At 63.3% G+C, this 17,293-nt stretch carries 15 protein-coding genes; 1 reads left to right on the top strand and 14 read right to left on the bottom strand.

Features of this window, described 5'->3' with window-relative positions; genetic code table 11:
* Nucleotides 1-549: 549 nt before the first annotated feature.
* The 11 genes from IB223_RS03110 to IB223_RS03060 all read right to left on the bottom strand — a co-directional run bounded on the left by IB223_RS03110 (nt 550) and on the right by IB223_RS03060 (nt 13,430).
* Nucleotides 550-1,245 (bottom strand): nucleotidyltransferase family protein, encoded by a 696-nt coding sequence (locus tag IB223_RS03110; protein ID WP_192200203.1) that lies wholly within the window; start codon nt 1,243-1,245, stop codon nt 550-552.
* Nucleotides 1,235-1,834, bottom strand: a complete 600-nt coding sequence (locus IB223_RS03105) for a D-sedoheptulose 7-phosphate isomerase (protein ID WP_343227130.1) — start codon at nt 1,832-1,834, stop codon at nt 1,235-1,237. The genes IB223_RS03110 and IB223_RS03105 overlap by 11 nt, the downstream gene beginning before the upstream one ends.
* Entirely contained in the window at nt 1,819-2,850 is a 1,032-nt protein-coding gene (locus IB223_RS03100; protein ID WP_192200201.1) for a dehydrogenase, read from the bottom strand. Before IB223_RS03100 ends, IB223_RS03105 begins: the two co-directional genes overlap by 16 nt.
* Nucleotides 2,847-6,626 (bottom strand): methyltransferase domain-containing protein, encoded by a 3,780-nt coding sequence (locus IB223_RS03095; RefSeq protein WP_192200200.1) that lies wholly within the window; start codon nt 6,624-6,626, stop codon nt 2,847-2,849. The genes IB223_RS03100 and IB223_RS03095 overlap by 4 nt, the downstream gene beginning before the upstream one ends.
* Nucleotides 6,626-7,975, bottom strand: a complete 1,350-nt coding sequence (locus tag IB223_RS03090; protein ID WP_192200199.1) for an ABC transporter ATP-binding protein — start codon at nt 7,973-7,975, stop codon at nt 6,626-6,628. The genes IB223_RS03095 and IB223_RS03090 overlap by 1 nt, the downstream gene beginning before the upstream one ends.
* Complete coding sequence (locus IB223_RS03085; protein WP_343227129.1) at nt 7,965-8,726, bottom strand: ABC transporter permease; 762 nt, start codon at nt 8,724-8,726, stop codon at nt 7,965-7,967. The genes IB223_RS03090 and IB223_RS03085 overlap by 11 nt, the downstream gene beginning before the upstream one ends.
* Before the next feature lie 62 nt (nt 8,727-8,788).
* Complete coding sequence (locus IB223_RS03080) at nt 8,789-9,970, bottom strand: cystathionine gamma-synthase (protein ID WP_192200197.1); 1,182 nt, start codon at nt 9,968-9,970, stop codon at nt 8,789-8,791.
* A 97-nt stretch (nt 9,971-10,067) separates the two neighbouring features.
* Nucleotides 10,068-11,438 (bottom strand): pyridoxal-phosphate dependent enzyme, encoded by a 1,371-nt coding sequence (locus tag IB223_RS03075; protein ID WP_192200196.1) that lies wholly within the window; start codon nt 11,436-11,438, stop codon nt 10,068-10,070.
* A 116-nt stretch (nt 11,439-11,554) separates the two neighbouring features.
* Complete coding sequence (locus tag IB223_RS03070) at nt 11,555-11,773, bottom strand: YdcH family protein (protein WP_142123411.1); 219 nt, start codon at nt 11,771-11,773, stop codon at nt 11,555-11,557.
* Between the two features lie 356 nt (nt 11,774-12,129).
* Nucleotides 12,130-13,038: a hypothetical protein gene (locus tag IB223_RS03065; protein ID WP_192200195.1), complete on the bottom strand. Its 909-nt coding sequence runs from the start codon at nt 13,036-13,038 to the stop codon at nt 12,130-12,132.
* On the bottom strand, nt 13,035-13,430 hold the full coding sequence (locus tag IB223_RS03060; RefSeq protein WP_192200194.1) for a DUF4398 domain-containing protein: 396 nt from the start codon (nt 13,428-13,430) through the stop codon (nt 13,035-13,037). Before IB223_RS03060 ends, IB223_RS03065 begins: the two co-directional genes overlap by 4 nt.
* Nucleotides 13,431-13,524: 94 nt before the next feature.
* On the opposite strand from IB223_RS03060, the gene IB223_RS03055 reads away from it, so the two are divergent.
* Nucleotides 13,525-14,661 (top strand): PilT/PilU family type 4a pilus ATPase, encoded by a 1,137-nt coding sequence (locus IB223_RS03055; RefSeq protein WP_192200193.1) that lies wholly within the window; start codon nt 13,525-13,527, stop codon nt 14,659-14,661.
* Between the two features lie 58 nt (nt 14,662-14,719).
* Here IB223_RS03055 and maiA read toward each other — a convergent pair whose 3' ends face one another.
* From maiA to IB223_RS03040, 3 genes are all read right to left on the bottom strand, one after another.
* Nucleotides 14,720-15,379 carry a maleylacetoacetate isomerase gene (maiA, locus tag IB223_RS03050; protein ID WP_192200192.1) on the bottom strand — a complete coding sequence of 220 codons (660 nt, stop codon included), beginning with the start codon at nt 15,377-15,379 and terminating at the stop codon, nt 14,720-14,722.
* A 98-nt stretch (nt 15,380-15,477) separates the two neighbouring features.
* On the bottom strand, nt 15,478-16,467 hold the full coding sequence (locus tag IB223_RS03045) for a fumarylacetoacetate hydrolase family protein (RefSeq protein ID WP_192200191.1): 990 nt from the start codon (nt 16,465-16,467) through the stop codon (nt 15,478-15,480).
* 64 nt (nt 16,468-16,531) lie between these two features.
* Nucleotides 16,532-17,278, bottom strand: a complete 747-nt coding sequence (locus IB223_RS03040; protein WP_225590785.1) for a 2OG-Fe dioxygenase family protein — start codon at nt 17,276-17,278, stop codon at nt 16,532-16,534.
* Nucleotides 17,279-17,293: the final 15 nt, after the last annotated feature.

Raw genomic sequence — 17,293 nt, 5'->3', positions numbered from 1 at the left:
GTAGTACTGGAGCCAACGAGGGCTCCGCGGCGCTGACGACCTTATACAGGTGTCGAAGTCCTGCCGCTCGACCAGCCGCGATATCGCTTCCTTTATCCCCCACCAATGCCGATGCCGCCAAGTCTGACGCGAATCTCCGCTGCGCTTCAATCAACATGCCCGGCGCCGGCTTTCGGCAGGGACACTCGACCCTGAGAGGACCCAGGCCAGCCTCGGGATGGTGCGGGCAATATATCGTTGCGGTAAGCCGTATCCCGTGCTGGCGAAAGGCCTGATGCACCCACGAGGTGTAGTCGAGGAACTGCGCTTCGGAGTAGTACCCGCGTGCGATACCCGCTTGGTTGGTTACCACAAGCAGTCGATAGCCCAATTGCTGAGCGCCGCGACACAGGTCGAATATGCCGTCCACCCACTCGGTGTCGCTCGGTGTGGAGACGTAACCGTGATCCACGTTTATGACTCCGTCTCGGTCGAGAAACAAAGCAGGGCTCTGCTCGAACAAGACAGGCTCCTCGGGATCAACGAACACACCCGGATGCGGGGCGGCGATCATGGCTCCGCCCCGAACAGCGACTGTGAGCGCAGGTAGTCCTCAGGGACGCCGATATCGATGAAGCCGTCGGTGTCGGTCATCCCGACCACCAGGCCCGCCTCGGCGCGCGGCGCCAGGACGTCCGATTCGAACGAAAAGCTACCAGCGGGCAGGGCGCGCAGCGTCTCATCCGGCAGGTAATAACAGCCGGCGTTGATCCAGCCAGGCCCCATGGCGCCCTTCTCGTGGAAGCGGCGCACATGTGCGCCTTCCAGCCCAACCGCGCCATACCGGCACACGTCGTCTACCCGCGCCAGCGCCATGCCGATGCTCCCATGCTCGCGGGCAAGCGCTTCCAGCTCAGTCAGCGTGTAGTCCAGATAGGTATCACCGTTAATCACGTGGACACCGAAGTCGCCCACGTGCTCCGCGGCCAGTGCAATGGCCCCCCCGGTACCCAAGGGTTGCGTTTCGACCGAGTGCACCAACTCGAGATCGCCGAACCTGCCGCCGAACACTTGCTCGATCTTCTCCGCCATGTAGCCGGTCGCTAGAACGACGCGACGCATCCCTTCACGCTCGAGGCGGCGCAGGATCCACTCCAGAAAGGGGCGCCCGGCGACCGGCGCCATCGGCTTGGGCACCTCGCTTACCAGTGTGCGCAGCCGGGTCCCGAACCCTCCCGCCAGCACGATAGCCTCGTCACTGCGCATTTTTCGGGAACATTTCCTGTTCAATCAGGGCGCAAACGATGTGGCCGATGAACTCATGACCCTCCTGGATGCGCGGTGTTTCCATCGAAGGAATGCGGAAGCAGATGTCGCTCAGGCCTGCGAGCTTGCCGCCCCCCTCGCCGGTCAACCCGATGGTACGCACCCCCTTCTCCCGCGCGGCCTGGCACGCCCTCAGGATGTTGGGTGAGTTCCCCGAAGTGGAGATTGCGAAGAACACATCGCCATCCCGGCCCAGCGCCTCCAACTGTCGGGCGAACGTGTAGTCATAACCATAGTCGTTGCCGATCGCGGTCAACGCACTCGTATCGGTGGTCAGGGCGATGGCAGGCAGGCCCGGGCGATCATAGTAGAAGCGACTCACCAGCTCCCCCGCCCAATGCTGCGCATCTGCGGCGCTTCCACCATTTCCGGCGAACAGGATTTTCCCGCCACTACGGAGGGAAGCAACACAGAGCGCGACGGCATCGATGATCTGCCGCTCAATGATGGCGCTTTCCGCCATGCGCCGGAAATTCTCCTGGACCTTGCCGAACTCCGCTTGGATGTATCCGTTCAATTGACCTTCCACGAACATGCTCCTGAACTTGAGAAATGCGCATCGAGAACCTGCCCGCCTGCGTCCGCCAAAGCGCGAACGAGATTGACCCGTTCGACCGGATCACAGACGAACATCATGAATCCACCCCCGCCCGCACCGGACACCTTAGCCGCATGCGCGCCGTTGCGAAATGCCAGCGCTTCCAGCTCATCGATCATGGGATTGGAGATGCTGTTGGCCATGCGCTTCTTGGCCTCCCAACCGGCCTGCATGACGCGGGCGAATCGTTTGATATCGCCCAACAGTACGGCCTCTTTCATCTGAACCGCCTCATCCTTCAACTGGAACATCGCCTGAAGAGAATCGCTCCGTCCCTCGCGTGCGTTCTTGGCTTGCTCGTCGATGATGGCCGCCGATGAGCGAGATACGCCGGTGAAGTAAAGCACCAGACTGCTTTCAAGCTCCGTCCAAACCCAATCCTTGATCCTCAACGGATTGACGATCACGCGGTCGGCGGCATAGAACTCCATGAAGTTGAATCCGCCGAACGCAGCTGCGTACTGATCCTGCTTTCCACCGGTCAGAGCCAGATCCTGCCGCTCGATGACGAAAGCCAGGTGTGCCACCTCGTACTCGCCGAGCGGCAGGCCGAAATACTCCGCAAAAGCCGTGACCAGCGCTACGACCATCGTGGAGGACGATCCCAGGCCAGAACCCGGTGGGGCATCCGAGGACGTGCGCACACGAAGGCCGGGGTATCTGTCTCCCAGATAGTCGCGACAGATCCGGTTATAGACGCCTGCCATCAGCTGGGTGGCTCCCGCGCTACCTTCGACGGCGGCCCCAGCATCCCATTGTCCTGACTGCCCGGCGTCGACGGCATGAAACTCCACCCGACCCGAAGGCGACGCATCGATCGTGGCGTAGGCGTACTTGTCGATGGTCACATTCATGACGCAGCCGCCATGCTCGTCGCTGAACGGCGATACGTCGGTGCCTCCTCCGGCCAAGCCCAAGCGCAAGGGCGCGCGCGCACGAACGATCAACTGATCTCTCCTTCCATGAAACGGCCTACCTGAGCCTGTAGAGCGTGTCGCGAGAACAAACTCGCGGCGAACTCAGCGCCGGAGCGCGAGTAGGCGAGCCACCTTCGATCATCTTCCAGAAGGCCGGTGATGAAGCCGGCGATCGTGCGGGCATCATCCGCTACGTCGCAGACGCGGGCCACGCCATCAAGGCCTTGGGTGCCGGTCGTGGTCGTCACCAGCGGCAATCCTTGCTGCAAGGCTTCGACTACCTTGTTCTTTATGCCGGCGCCGTACCGCAGCGGTACGACCGCTACCCGTGATCGCCTGTAGTAGCTGCGCAGTGTCTCATCATCCACGTAACCCGTGACGCGGACATTATCACTTTGCAACGCCTGGACCTCTTGGGTCGGATTCGCGCCAACCAGGTGCACGACGACCTCACGATCCGTTCTCCAGACCAAAGGCATGATTTCGTTGACGAGCCAGTAAGCTGCATCGACGTTGGGCGGATGGCCGAATCCTGCCACGAACAGAATGTCCTTACGTGCTTCCGGCAAAGCGTCCCTGCTGAACGAATCGAACGCATAGGGACTGACCGTGCGCGCGCTTGCGGTAGGCTCCAAGCTCTTTACGTCATCGACCTCGTCCTGGGATGGATAGAGCACTAGGTCGACTTGCCGCCAGATCGCCCGCTCCTGCTCTTTCATGCGACGCGCGTCGTCGTCGGCGCCCACGCGGCCCTTGACCTCGTTCTCGCGAATCATGCGACGGAAGTGCAGGTCGTGCCCGTAGTAGGCAAGGCGCGCTTGGGAATGCTTGCGGATCGGCGCGATGTACGGGAGCGAGATATGCGGTCGCGACAGGAGGACGAGATCGATATCGCGGCCGAACTCAGCGACATACCGGTCAAAGGCGCCATACCAGCGCTCACCGTAGATGACCTCGACGCCGAGCGCCTGTAGCTTCGGCGCGTACTGGGAGTCGTACCACAGGTTGTCCGGCCAGAACTTCACGACCCAGCCTTGCGCCACCATCGCTTCCATGAACGCCACCATGGTGCGCGATCCTGCATCCCTGTCCGGCTGCGGGATGTAGTGGTCGACGACGAGCACGACTTTCCGCGCCCAGGCCCGGTCGCGGGCGCGCAATACGTTCTCCGCATTCGGGTAGTGCGCTTCCAGGGTCTCGCACCAGCGCTCCAGGAACTTGGCCTGGTTGATCACTTGGTACGCCTTGCCTCCACTGCCCGTGTCGGTTCCGTGCGAAATTCCCTCGTGATGGATGACGACGGAGAGAGGCGTGTAGTAGACCGGCTTGCCGGCGGCTCGGAGTCGGAAGGCGAGATCAGAATCCTCGCAATACGCCGGCACGTAGTGCTCATCGAACCCGCCCAGAGCCGAGAAATCTTCAGCACGCAACAGGATGCTGGCGCCTGAACAGTAGTCGACCTCACGCACGTAGTTGAACTCATGCGCCGCAGGATCCTGTAGCCGCCCGTAGTTCCAGGCCGAACCATCGCGCCAGATTATCCCGCCGGCTTCCTGGAGGCGGCCATCCGGGTACACGAGTTTGGAGCCGGCCATGCCTGCGCCAGGATACTGGCGGAATACGTCAAGCAAGGCATCCAGCCATCCAACCGTGACTTCGGTATCGTTGTTGAGGAAGTAGACGAACTGGCCGCGTGCGCGTTTGGCCGCCGCGTTGCACGAACGCAGGAACCCCAGATTCTCGGGATTGACGTAGTACACCAGTCCAGGAATGGACTCCAGCTCCTCCATCTCGGTGTCGCCGGACGCATCCTCGGCCACGATGATCTCCACCGGCACGGAGGGCATGTGGCTGGCGATCGAACGCAAGCAGGCGAGCGTGTACGGAAAATTCCCGTATGTCGGGATGATGATGGATACGATGGGCGCCACGACCTCGGGGAACGCCAATCCTCCCAGTGCGTCGACGCCCTCGCCGGCAATGGCATCGATCTGCAATGTGGCAGGCAGGGGAACGACAGCGCTGTCCGGCTTCTGGCGCATCAACCAACGCTTTGCGGGCGCCCGCAGGAACGACAGCCAGCGCAAGCGCGACAGGTGCGTTCCTCGCAGGGACGTGAGGATGGTCGCCCACTCTCCGCGAAGAACTCGCCCCATCAGGCGCAATGGCTTGGTCATGCGCCACGACTTCGAGGCAATGAGCTGCTGCAACTGCGACCTCAGTTCGACCACTTCCCGCATATGGGCGTCGTGCTGCGCACGAGCGCTTGCCTCATGCATCTGGGTGCTCGCGATCAGCGCGGCCTCCATTCGCTGCTCGGCCTCCCGCTTCAGCTCCGCCGCACGCCCCGCCATGTCCTGCTCCTGCATCTTCAACGTCACCCTCAGCTCATCGCACTGGTCATGCAGCGCCAGCAACGCCTTCACCTGGTCTTCCAATCGTTCGCGCATCGCTTCCAGCTCGGCCTGGAGTTGACCGACCTGCGCCCGCTCTATCCCGAGCTCATCCCGGGCAACGGACAACTCTTGGGAAAGCACTTTTTCACGAGAGTTCAACGAAGCCAGCTCGGCATCGGCGCTCTCCAGCGCCAACGCCTGCTGCTCCCGCTCGGTGACTAGCGCTGCGATCCGTTGTTGGTGTTCCTCGACCTCACCGCCCAAGCGGCGGACATGCTCGCCGGCCGAGGTCAGCTCCGCATCGAGGCGTTGTGCCCATATCGTCCGTTCGGCTACGGTCGCATCGAGCTCGTGCAGCACGCCTCTCGCCCGCTCCATCTCCAGATGGAGCGATTGACCCCATTTCTGGGATGCCTCGAAATCGTCGATCTTCGAGCGCAGCAGACCCCCAAGTCGCACCACTTCCTTATCCTGATCCTGCGCCCAGCGGGTGCGCTCATCGACCATGGCCCGCAGTTCCGTCGCGATCTCCCGGAGCTGGCTCACTTCCGTATCGAGCGACTGCGCCCATTCCTGACTTGCCGCGTGCTCTTCCAGCTTCAGCCTGACCATCTCACCGAGTCGCTGGATCTCCTGATCCTGACCTTGGGCCCATGTTGCGATCTGGCGATGGCGTTCGTACAAATCCTCGTGCTCGGAAAAGAGCACGGAAGCAGGCCGCTGGGCTGAAGCAAGGTCTGCATTGCTCGCCAGCGCGATGAAGTAGACCGGATTGGTCATCTTCATCACCCGCGGCGAAACTTCGGTCTCTTCATCCGTCAGGGCTTCATACAGGAGCCCATCGCCCGCGCGGGTCACCGGAACGATGGCCGACCCCACTGCGAGCCTATGGCCAAAATACTCGACGTGCGCAAACTGCCGACGAAGCAGTGCGTCCAGCTCATTCCATTGCAGTTCCTTCACATGGAATTCGTTGTGCAGGCCTGAAAGCTCGGAGTACACCTCTTTGTTGGGCGAAGAGATCACGAGCACTCCATCCGGCCGAAGGACGCGACCGATCTCGGCCAGCATCTGCTCCTGATCGAGCAGGTGCTCGATGGTCTCGAACGACACCACGACATCAAAACTCGCGTCAGCCAAGGGCAACTCGGATGCCGAGCCTTCCATGAAGGAAAGATTGGACTGCGGGTAGGCGGCTCTGGCGTGCTCGATTGCCTCGGGCGAAATATCTACACCGACCACCGAAGCAGCAGTCTTCGCAAGCATGGCGCTGCCGTAGCCGGCGCCACTGGCCACATCCAAGACGGCCTTGCCGGCGACCAGGGGCGCCACCCAGGCGTAGCGATGGAAATGCTCATGACGGATCTCACCTCCTTCGGTGGGAACATACCGCTCGCCCGTGAATTCCATCAGGCACCCGCCTTGGAGACATCGATCCGCAGCATGGGGATGCCGACCAGTCCATTTCGCATGGTGTTGTCGGTGGTCTTGATCTGCAATGCGTCATGCACCCAATGATGTTGCGTATGGTCTTCTTGCGTTCCCGACGCCACCGCGACATCGAACATGTAGGTCCCGGCCGGCAGGGTCGGCATGCGAAACTGGAACGTGGCGTCGAGAGCTTCACCCGGCGCACCTCCAACGGGAGCATTCATGGTCGTCAGGTGGGTGTTGTCGCCGAACAGTCGTTGCCCCAAGCGATCCTTCAGGTAGAACCCCACGATCAGGTCGTCCAGCGACCTGATGAGCTCCGTCGAGATCCGCAAACTCACCAGTTCACCTCCATGCAGAACGTGCAGCGGCGCGCCCAGTTCGTCGCGCAACTCCACATTGCGGATCAGCGCATCACCCGCACCGAACTCCATCCCAGTCGCTTCGGGGTCGAACTCGAACAGCTCGAATCGCGTCTTCAAACCGAGCTCGCGCATCAGCTCATGACGCACGTCCTGCTCCCGCATCGGCGTTGCGACCTTTCGCTCGATGTTCACGACTTCGCCCTGCAGCGCGTGCCGCGAACTGGCGTGCTGCTGCGCCAAATACGATTCCACCACCTCCCGCGATGCGCCCTCCATTTGCAAACGGCCGCCATCCAACCAGATGGCGCGATCACACAAATTGGTTACCGCCGCCGAGTCGTGACTGACGAAAAGCAGCGTTCCCCTCTTCTGGAATTCGCGAAGGAAGCGCATGCACTTCTGCGAGAAGAACGCATCACCCACGGAGAGCGCCTCGTCCACGATAAGGATGTCGGCATCCACATGGGCGATGACGGAGAACGCGAGGCGAACAGCCATCCCGCTCGAGTAGCTTCGGACGGGTTGATCGATGAACTCGCCGATATCGGCGAACGCGAGAATACTTTGCAGGCGCTCTTCGACTTGCTCCCGGGAAAGACCGAGGATCGCGGCATTCAGAAAGACATTCTCCCTGCCGGTGAAATCAGGATTGAACCCGCTTCCCAGCTCCAACAGGGCGGCCACCTTGCCATTCACCACGACCTCGCCTTCGGTTGGCGTCAGCGTCCCCGCAATCATCTGGAGCAACGTGGATTTGCCCGAGCCGTTGCGACCTATGATGCCGAAGGTCTCACCCCTCTTGATCTCCATGTCCAGGCCACGCAAGGCCCAGAAATCCCGCGCGTATCGGCGGGTCCTCAGAAGGCCCTGCATCAGACGATGCACCGGCTTCTCGTACATCTGGTAGCACTTGCCCAACCCGCGGACAGTGATGGCCGCCTCCGGCGGTAGCTCAGAGGACATCGGCAAACCCCTTACGCAGCTTCTGGAACAACGTGAACGACAGCAACGAGAACGCCGACGCGCAGACCATGTAGATCGTCCATACGGTCCAATCGGGCCCTTTGCCCCAGATGACCACATTGCGTGCTTGGTCGATGATGAACGTGAGGGGGTTGGCGTAGAACACCCACCGGAAGCTTTCCGGGAGACTCTCGACCGGCACGATGGCAGAAGAAAGGAAGAGCATCGCAGTCGCAAGCACGCCTACAACCTGTCCAATGTCCCTGAGGTAAACGCCCAGTGCGGCGATCATCCAACTGGTGCCGATCGTCAGCACGAACAAGGGGAGGAGTACGACCGGAAGCAGGAGCGTGGTCGCGTGCATCTGCTGATGCAAGAAAAATTTCATCAACAGCAGAACCACTACGTTCATCGCCAGGTGGAACAAAGCCGCCAATGCCATGCTCCAGGGAAGGATCTGCAGTGGGAAGAGCACTCGCTTGACGTAATTCGTATTGGAAAGAACGAGCTGAGGTGAACGCGTCAGACATTCGGCAAAGAATCCGTGGACGATAAGCCCGACGAACAATATGAGAGTGAAATCCAGCGTACTTCCGGAAGTGCCCGGCCATCGACCCTTGAGGATGTACCCGAATGCCAGCGTGTATACCATCAGCATCAGGAATGGGCTTATGAGAGACCAGAGCAAGCCGAAGGTGGCGCCTCGGTAACGACCGAGGATTTCGCGTTTGACCAGCTCTTTGGTCAGCACGCGGTATCGGAAAAGAGCGTCGAGCGGCCTCCCGTCGTGCCACACGTGCATGCCGTCAGTTCTCACAGCGCGCCCGACAGGTCGTGCTGAAGGTCTTCAAGAGACTCAACCCCCACGCTCAACCGCACCAGCCCATCGCTGATCCCGAGCGTCTCGCGCCGTTCCACCGGCACCGACGCGTGCGTCATGACCGCGGGGTGGTTGACCAGGCTCTCCACGCCGCCGAGGGATTCGGCGAGGGTGAACAGCTTCGTGTTCTCGCAGAACTTGCGTGCTACGTCGAAACCGCCCTTGATCACGATGGAGATGATGCCGCCATAGCCCTGCATCTGCCGGGTGGCGAGCGCGTGCTGCGGATGGGATGGCAGGCCGGGGTAGATGACCCTCTCGATGGCGGGGTGCGTTTCCAGCCACTGCGCCAGCGCGAGGGCGTTGTCGCAGTGCGCCTTCATGCGCAGGTGCAGCGTCTTCAGGCCGCGCAGCGCGAGGAAGCTGTCGAAGGGGCCTTGCACGCCGCCGATAGAGTTCTGCAGGAAGGTCATCTGTTCGGCCAGTTCCGCGTCCTCGCCCACCACCACCATGCCGCCCACCATGTCGGAATGGCCATTGAGGTACTTGGTGGCGGAGTGCATGACGATGTCGGCACCCAGGGCCAACGGGCGCTGGAGCATCGGTGAGGCGAAGGTGTTGTCGACCGCCACACGTACGCCATGCTTGTGCGCGATTTCGCAGATGGCGGCGATGTCGACGATCTTCAGCATCGGGTTGGTGGGGGTTTCCACCCACACCAGTCGCGTTTCCGGCCGGATCGAGGACTCGAACGCCGCCAGGTCGGTCATGTCGACGAAGCTGAAATCCAGCCCCGCCGTGCGCCGGCGCACGCGCTCGAACAGGCGGAAGCTGCCGCCGTACAGATCGTCCATCGCGACGACATGGCTGCCGCTGTCCAGCAATTCCAGAATCGTCGAGGTCGCCGCCATGCCCGAGGCGAAGGCGAAGCCGCGGCTTCCGCCTTCAAGCGCGGCCACGCAGCGCTCGTAGGCGAAACGCGTGGGGTTGTGCGTGCGGGAATATTCGAAGCCTTGATGGACGCCCGGACTGGACTGCGCGTACGTCGAGGTCGCGTAGATCGGCGGCATGACCGCACCCGTGGTCGGGTCGGGGGACTGGCCGCCGTGGATGACCAGCGTGCCCAGTGCGAGATCGCAAGGGGTCCCGTTTGAAAGGGAGGAATGGTGCGCCATGTTCGGGTTCCTTGAGTCAGCTCGCCATTTTACCAGCGGGTCCTTAACGTATCGTCCGTGCCCGGCCGCCCTCCCCTGTGGACGGCCGGCGCCGCCGCTACTGCTCGCGGCGTCTCAGATAGTTCAACAGGTCGATGCGGGTGATCAGACCAAGGAAGGCATCGCCATCCGTGATGATGGCCACCTGGCCCCGGTCGAACACCGGCAGCAGGGCCTCGATCGGGGAATGCACGTCCAGCCGGTCCAGCTTGCTGACCATGGCGGTGGAGACCGGGTCGCGGAAACGGGCTTCGTCGCCATACACGTGCAGCAACACGTCGCTCTCGTCGACGATGCCGGCCAACCTGTCGCCCTCCATCACCGGCAGCTGCGACACGTCGTACAGCTTCATGCGCTGGTAGGCCGTCGTCAGCAGGTCGGTCGGACTGACCACCACGGTGTCGCGCTGACTGTAGGGGCGCAGGATGAGGTCGCGCAGGTCGCCGTACTGGGGCCGGTCGATGAACCCGTTGTCCAGCATCCAGTAGTCGTTGTACATCTTGGACAGGTACTTGTTGCCGGTATCGCAGACGAATACCAGCACCTTCTTCGGCGTGGTCTGTTCGCGGCAATACTTCAGCGCGGCCGCCAGCAGGGTGCCGGTGGACGAACCACCCAGGATGCCTTCCTTCGCCAGCAGCTCGCGGGCGGTGTGGAAACTCTCGCCGTCGCTGATCGCATAGGCCTTCTTGACCCGACTGAAATCCGAGATCTGCGGCAGGAAGTCCTCGCCGATGCCTTCCACCAGCCAGCTGCCGGACTTGGTGCTCAACGTGCCTTCGTTGATGTACTGGGTGAGGATGGAGCCCACCGGGTCGGCCAGCACCATCTCCGTCTGCGGCGAATGCTCGGCGAAGCAGCGCGACAGGCCGGTCATCGTGCCGGAGCTGCCGCAGCCGAAGACGATGGCGTCCAGCTGGCCTTCCATCTGGCGCAGGATTTCCGGGCCGGTGCCGAACTCGTGCGCCGCCGGGTTGTCGGGGTTGCCGAACTGGTTGATGAAGTAGGCCCCAGGGGTCTCGCGCGCAATGCGCTCGGCCAGGTCCTGGTAGTACTCCGGGTGCCCCTTGGCTACGTCGGAACGGGTCAGGATGACCTCGGCGCCCATGGCCTTCAGGTTGAAGATTTTCTCCCGACTCATCTTGTCCGGGACCACGAGCATCAAGTTGTAGCCCTTCTGCTGGGCTACCAGAGCCAGGCCGATACCGGTGTTGCCGGCCGTGCCTTCCACCAGGGTCGCGCCGGGCTTCAGGTCGCCACGCTTTTCGGCGGCCTCGATCATCGACATGCCGATGCGGTCCTTGATGGACCCGCCGGGGTTGGCGCTTTCGAGCTTCAGGTAGAGGGTGCAGAGCCCGGTGTCCAGGCGCCTGGCCTGGACGATCGGCGTGTCGCCGATCAGCTCGAGTACGGAGGAGTGGATCGCCATGCGGCCGTGCATCCGGTGCGGAACGTGGCCCGGATTATCGCACTAGGGTGACGCGGACGGCGACGGCCGACGAGGAGGCCGCCGCCGCCCGCGACAAGAAAGTGGCGGGGCAGGCGTCAGTGCGGCTTGGCGTCGTAGATCCGGAGCAATCGCTCCTTGGCGTGCAGCTTCTCGCGCTTCATCTGCCCGAGGCGGTTGTCGTCGATGGGCAGTACACCCAGCTCGGCGTCGGTGACCTTCTTGTCCAGCTCGCGATGGCGCTGGTACAGCTGCTTGAACTCCGGATCGGCCTTGATGAGTGCATCGATTTCGGCCTGCGGTTGACCTTCGAACATGATCGTTACCTCCTTCAGCGGAAATACGAACGCCCCGGCCTCTGCAGGCACGGGGCGTTGGCTTGGGAGCGGAGCATCTGGCCGGCAGCGCGGGCACTTCCCACCGGAATGCCCGCTGCGGCCTGGCTGCCGGCGGCGGTCTCCTGCGGGATCGGTACGGGCGTCATCGGGTCGATTCTCCGGTGAGCCAAGCGACAGGGATCGCTTGGGTATACGACCCTACTCCTCACTGCCGGGCCCGACAAGGCCCGTTGCAAGTGGTTGATCCGACAGGATTCAGCCCATAAGAACAGGATTCAGCCCAGCCACGCCGAAGCCTTGCAACCTCTTATAACCCCATGATTTACATGGGATTATCAATGCGTGATGACGACTTCCAGCGCGCGGGCCTTGCTGCCAGTGCCCTTGCCTGCGCTCTGCAGGCGTGATTTCGCTACACCGGCCGCCATCAGCGCATCTCGCAGCACATCAGCCCGGCGCTGTCCGGGCGTCTGCTTGTCCCCGTAACCGTCGATGCGGGCCCGGGCTTTCGGGTTGGCCTGCAGGTAGGCGGCGAGCGCGGCAGCACTCGACGCGCCCCCGGCGGACAGCTTCGCCGAATTGGCAGCGAAGACGTCGGCGCCCAGGGTGAAGATCTCACCGCGGGTTTCGAACTTCGAGGGCGGCAGCTTGGCACCGGATACCAGTTCCGCCTCCTCGCGCGCCAGTTTCAGTTCGCGCTGACGGGCCGCACTCAGCCGGTTCGCCTGCTGGCCCGCGACGGTATCCAGCGTGATCTCCGCTTCCTGGCGCGCCAGTGCCTCGGCCTCGGCAGCCATGCGGAGGCGTTCGGTTTCCTCGGCCTGGATCTGCGCCTGCACGCGCAGGCGCTCTGCTTCCCGGCGCGCGCGCTCCGCTTCGCGGCGACTCGCTTCCACCAGCAACTCGCTGCGGGTCCGGTCCAACCGGTCCACTTCACGACGGGCCGCCTGGGTGCGTGCGGCGATCTCCGCGATCTCCACCCGGCGTTCCGCCACGTACTGGGCAGTCTCGCGCTGACTGCGACGCGCCTTGTCGAAGGCGGTGATGGCGTGTTGTGCCTGCAACTTCTCGTAGGCCGCCAGTTCCCCAAGCGCCGGATCGGCATGCAGCGCAGACAACCGCTGGTTGAGCTGCATGACCACGGGATTGTCAGCCGCTGACGCGGTGTTGGAGCCCAGCATCAGCATCAGCATCAGCATCAGCCCCAGCATGCCGGCACGGATCACCTTGCGAGACGCCTTCATCGCCCACCCTCCGCGCCGATCTGGCGCTGGAGGTCGGCGATCTCCGCCTTCCGCTGCGCGACTTCGGCCGTCGCCACGGCTTCCAGACTGCGCGCGCGCGCAAGGTCGGCATCCACCGTGGCCCGCAGGGCCAGATCCAGTGCGTCCTTCTTGTCCCGCGCAGCGTGTGCGGCCTGTGCCTGCGCCAACGCCTGCCGCGCTGCCTCCAGCGGTTGCGGGGCATACTGGTCGGCATCCGCCTGGTCCGCGCGCTGCACCGCCTGCACGGCGGCTTCCAGTTCCGGGGGCAATGCGCTCTGGGCGCGTGCCGGTTCGCCGGCCAAGGCCAGTGTTGCTACTGCGGCCGCCATCACATGCAGGGGCCAGCGGAAGTGTGAGAAGCTAACTGTCATTGGGGTGCCGTGACGTTGAGGGGTGCGCGCGGCCATTGTCGGAAGCCTTTGGCGCCGTTGCAACGTCGCGCCGCGCATCTTGGGAGCTTTGCACATGGACATCGGCTATTTCCTGAAGCTGATGACCGAGAAGAACGCCTCGGACATGTTTCTCACCACCGGGGCGCCGGTGTACATCAAGATCGAGGGCAAGCTCTATCCATTGGGCAATACCGGCCTGCCGCCGGGCATGGTGAAGAAGATCGCCTATTCGCTGATGGACGAGGGCCAGGTGCCCGTGTTCGAGCGCGAACTGGAGCTCAACATGGCCATCGCCCTGCAGGATGCGGGGCGCTTCCGCGTCAACGTGTTCAAGCAGCGCGGCGAGGTGGGCATGGTGATCCGCGCGATCCGCAGCGTGATCCCGACCATCGAAGAGCTGAACCTGCCTCCGGTGCTGAAGGACATCATCATGACCCCGCGCGGGCTGGTGCTGATCGTCGGCTCCACCGGTTCGGGCAAGTCGACGTCGCTGGCATCGATGATCGACTACCGCAACACCACCAGCACCGGCCACATCCTCACCATCGAGGATCCGATCGAGTACCTGCACAAGCACAAGCAGTCGATCGTCAACCAGCGCGAAGTGGGCCTGGACACACACGCCTTCCACAACGCGCTGAAGAACGCGATGCGCGAGGCGCCGGACGTCATTCTGATCGGCGAAATCCTCGACGCCACCACCATGGAGGCCGCGATCGCCTTCGCCGAGACCGGCCACCTGTGCCTGGCGACGCTGCACTCGAACAACGCCGACCAGACCATCGAGCGCATCCTGAACTTCTTCCCGGAAAGCGCGCACAAGAACGTGCTGATGAACCTGGCGCTTAACCTGCGCGCCGTGGTGTCGCAGCGCCTGGTGAAGGGTACCGACGGTCGCCGCATGCCGGCCGCCGAAGTGCTGATCAACACGCCGATGATCCGCGACCTGCTGCGCCGCGGCCAGGTGCATGAGATCAAGCAGGCCATGGAGGAGTCGCTGGAGGAAGGCATGGAAACCTTCGACCAGTGCCTGTTCCGCATGGTCAAGGAAGGCCAGATCGAGCAGGAAGAGGCACTGCGCGCCGCCGACTCGCGTGATGGCCTGGCGCTGAAGTTCCGTCTGTCCGAAGGCAGCAAGGGCGAGCATGACCCCTACGCCGACTACGACACGTCGGGAAGCTCGCCGCGCATCACCCACGGCTTCGGCTGACGGCACCATAGCCTGCGAAGAAGCATCCCAAAGGGCGGAGTTCTCCGCCCTTTTTCATTCAGGCATTTGCGTCAGGCTGGCTTTCGGGACGCGCCTGGTCGAATGCGGGCAACGCCAGGCAAGCCTGTTCGATACGGACGATGGTCGGGAACGCTGCCATGTCCACGCCGAAGCGACGCGCATTGAACACCTGCGGCACCAGGCAGCAATCCGCCAGTCCCGGTGTCTGCCCATGGCAGTAGGCGCCGGTCGCGGAGTCCTCGGCGAGTAGCGATTCGACCGCCGCAAACCCTTCGATGATCCAGTGTTTGACCCACTCGTCCCGTTCGGACTGCGGCACGTTCCAGGTGCCGTCGAAATACTGCAGCACGCGCAGGTTGTTGAGCGGATGGATGTCGCAGGCGACCATCTGCGCCAATGCACGCACGCGGGCGCGGTCGCGCGCCGTCATGGGCAGCAGCCGCGGTGAAGGCCAGGCTTCGTCGAGATACTCGAGGATCGCCAGCGACTGGCGGATAACGCGCTCCCCGTGCTGCAGGGTGGGCACCATGTGCTGGGGGTTCTTGGCCACGTAATCCGGCTTGTGCTGCTGCCCGCCCTCACGGACCAGGTGCACGGGCACCGTTTCGTACGCCAGCCCCTTGAGGTTCAGGCCGATGCGCACGCGGTAGGCGGCACTGGAGCGCCAATAGGAATAAAGCCGCAGTTGTTCAGCCATGCAAGCCGCCTCCCGCGGTTTGCCCCTTCGATTGCCTGTAATACGCGTCCATGTCCACCTCGAGCCTTCCTGTATTCACACTGGGCCCGCGCGCGCCTTCAAGGCAAGGGCTGCGGCTCGATCCTCTGCTCGATCACACCGAAAATGGAATGACCGTCACGATCCTTCATCTCGATGTGGACCAGATCGCCGAACTTCATGAAAGGCGTCGAGGGCTTGCCGTCCCGCAGGGTCTCCACGGTGCGCTGCTCGGCAAAGCACGAGGCGCCCCTGGACGTGTCCTCGTTGGCGATGGTGCCGGAACCGACAATCGTGCCCGCCGACAGCGGCCGGGTCTTGGCCGCGTGCGCGACCAGCTGGGCGAAATCGAACTGCATGTCCACGCCGGCCTCGGGTGCGCCGAACCAGTTGCCATTGATGTGCGTCACCAGCGGCAGGTGCACCTTGTTGTCGCGCCAGGCATCGTCCAGTTCGTCCGGGGTCACGAATACCGGTGACAGCGCCGAGCGCGGCTTGGATTGCAGGAAGCCGAAACCCTTCGCCAGTTCGCCCGGGATCAGGTTGCGCAAGGACACATCGTTCACCAGACCGATCAACTGGATGTGGCCGGCTGCCTGAGCGGGCGTGACCGCCATCGGCACGTCGTCGGTGATGACCACGATCTCCGCTTCCAGATCGATGCCATAGTCTTCGCTGACCACTTTCACCGGATCACGCGGGCCGTGAAAGGCGGCACTGGTGGCCTGGTACATCAGCGGATCCGTGTAGAAGCTCGCCGGCACCTCGGCATTGCGCGCGCGACGGACACGTTCGACGTGCGGCAAATAGGCGCTGCCATCGACGAACTCGTAGGCCCGCGGCAACGGGGCCGCCAGCGCGTGGAAGTCCACGTCGAACATGCCATCGACGTTGCCGGCATTCAGTGCTTCGTAGACTGCATTGAGGCGCGGCGCGATGTTGCTCCAGTCCTCAAGTGCCTGCTGCAACGTCAACGCGATGCCCGTCGCGCGCACGGCACGCGCCAGATCGCGGGACACCACCACCAGCGTGCCGTCACGACCGCCTTCCTTCAGGGAACCCAGCTTCATCGGAACTCCAGGATGCCGGCGCCCACGCGCCATGGTTTCAATTGTAACGAAATACGCGCCGCGATCAGCCTGCGCCCGCTTCACCCTGGAAGCCGTCCCGGCGGAACGTCAGCACCAGCGTATCGCGATGGCCCTGCGCGTCCAGCGGCTGGATCGGCGTGGACTCGTGGATCACTCGCTCGTCGTCGAGGAACAGCAATGACCACGGCGCCTCCAGGGTAAAACGCTGGCCGTCCGGTCCGGCGGCGGCGAACACGCGGGTCTCGCCGCCCTTGATGCCCTCGCGGTCCAGCAGCAGCACTGCGACGAAGTCCACGCCATCGCGATGCGCGCCCTCCGGCGTGGGCCGCCCGATGCCATCGGTCGTGTCGATGCGGAACTGGTGTGCCTCGACGAACCAGGTCCGTTCGCCCCTCAGCGTAGAGCACCATCGCGCCAGGCCCGACAGCAGCTGCCGCCAGGCGATGGCACCGCTGACGGCAGGCTCAATCGGCTGGAACCAGCGTTGCATGCCGCCGTGGAGGGCGTTGTAGTCCAGCGACTGCCAGTGCGCGCGATGCGGCACCTGGCGCACCCCGTCCGCGTCGACGATGAAGCAGGAATGCCGGCGGCGCCGGTAACGGCCGCCGTCCTTCAGGTACTCGTCCACTTCCAGCCGCCCCCAACTCGGAAGCAGTTCGTCGAGGGCATCGAGACCGGTGCCGGTCGCCTCCGCCATGGCGCGTGGCTCCAGCACCACGTAGCCGCGCTCCTGCATGCGGCGCAGGGCCTCATCAGGCGGACAGAACGGGGGTTGGAACATGGCAACCATAGACGGGATCCCTCA

The sequence above is a fragment of the Pseudoxanthomonas sp. PXM03 genome, from assembly GCF_014852005.1.
Taxonomy (GTDB): Bacteria; Pseudomonadota; Gammaproteobacteria; order Xanthomonadales; family Xanthomonadaceae; genus Pseudoxanthomonas_A.
This window is presented reverse-complemented; position numbering and strand designations above follow the sequence as displayed.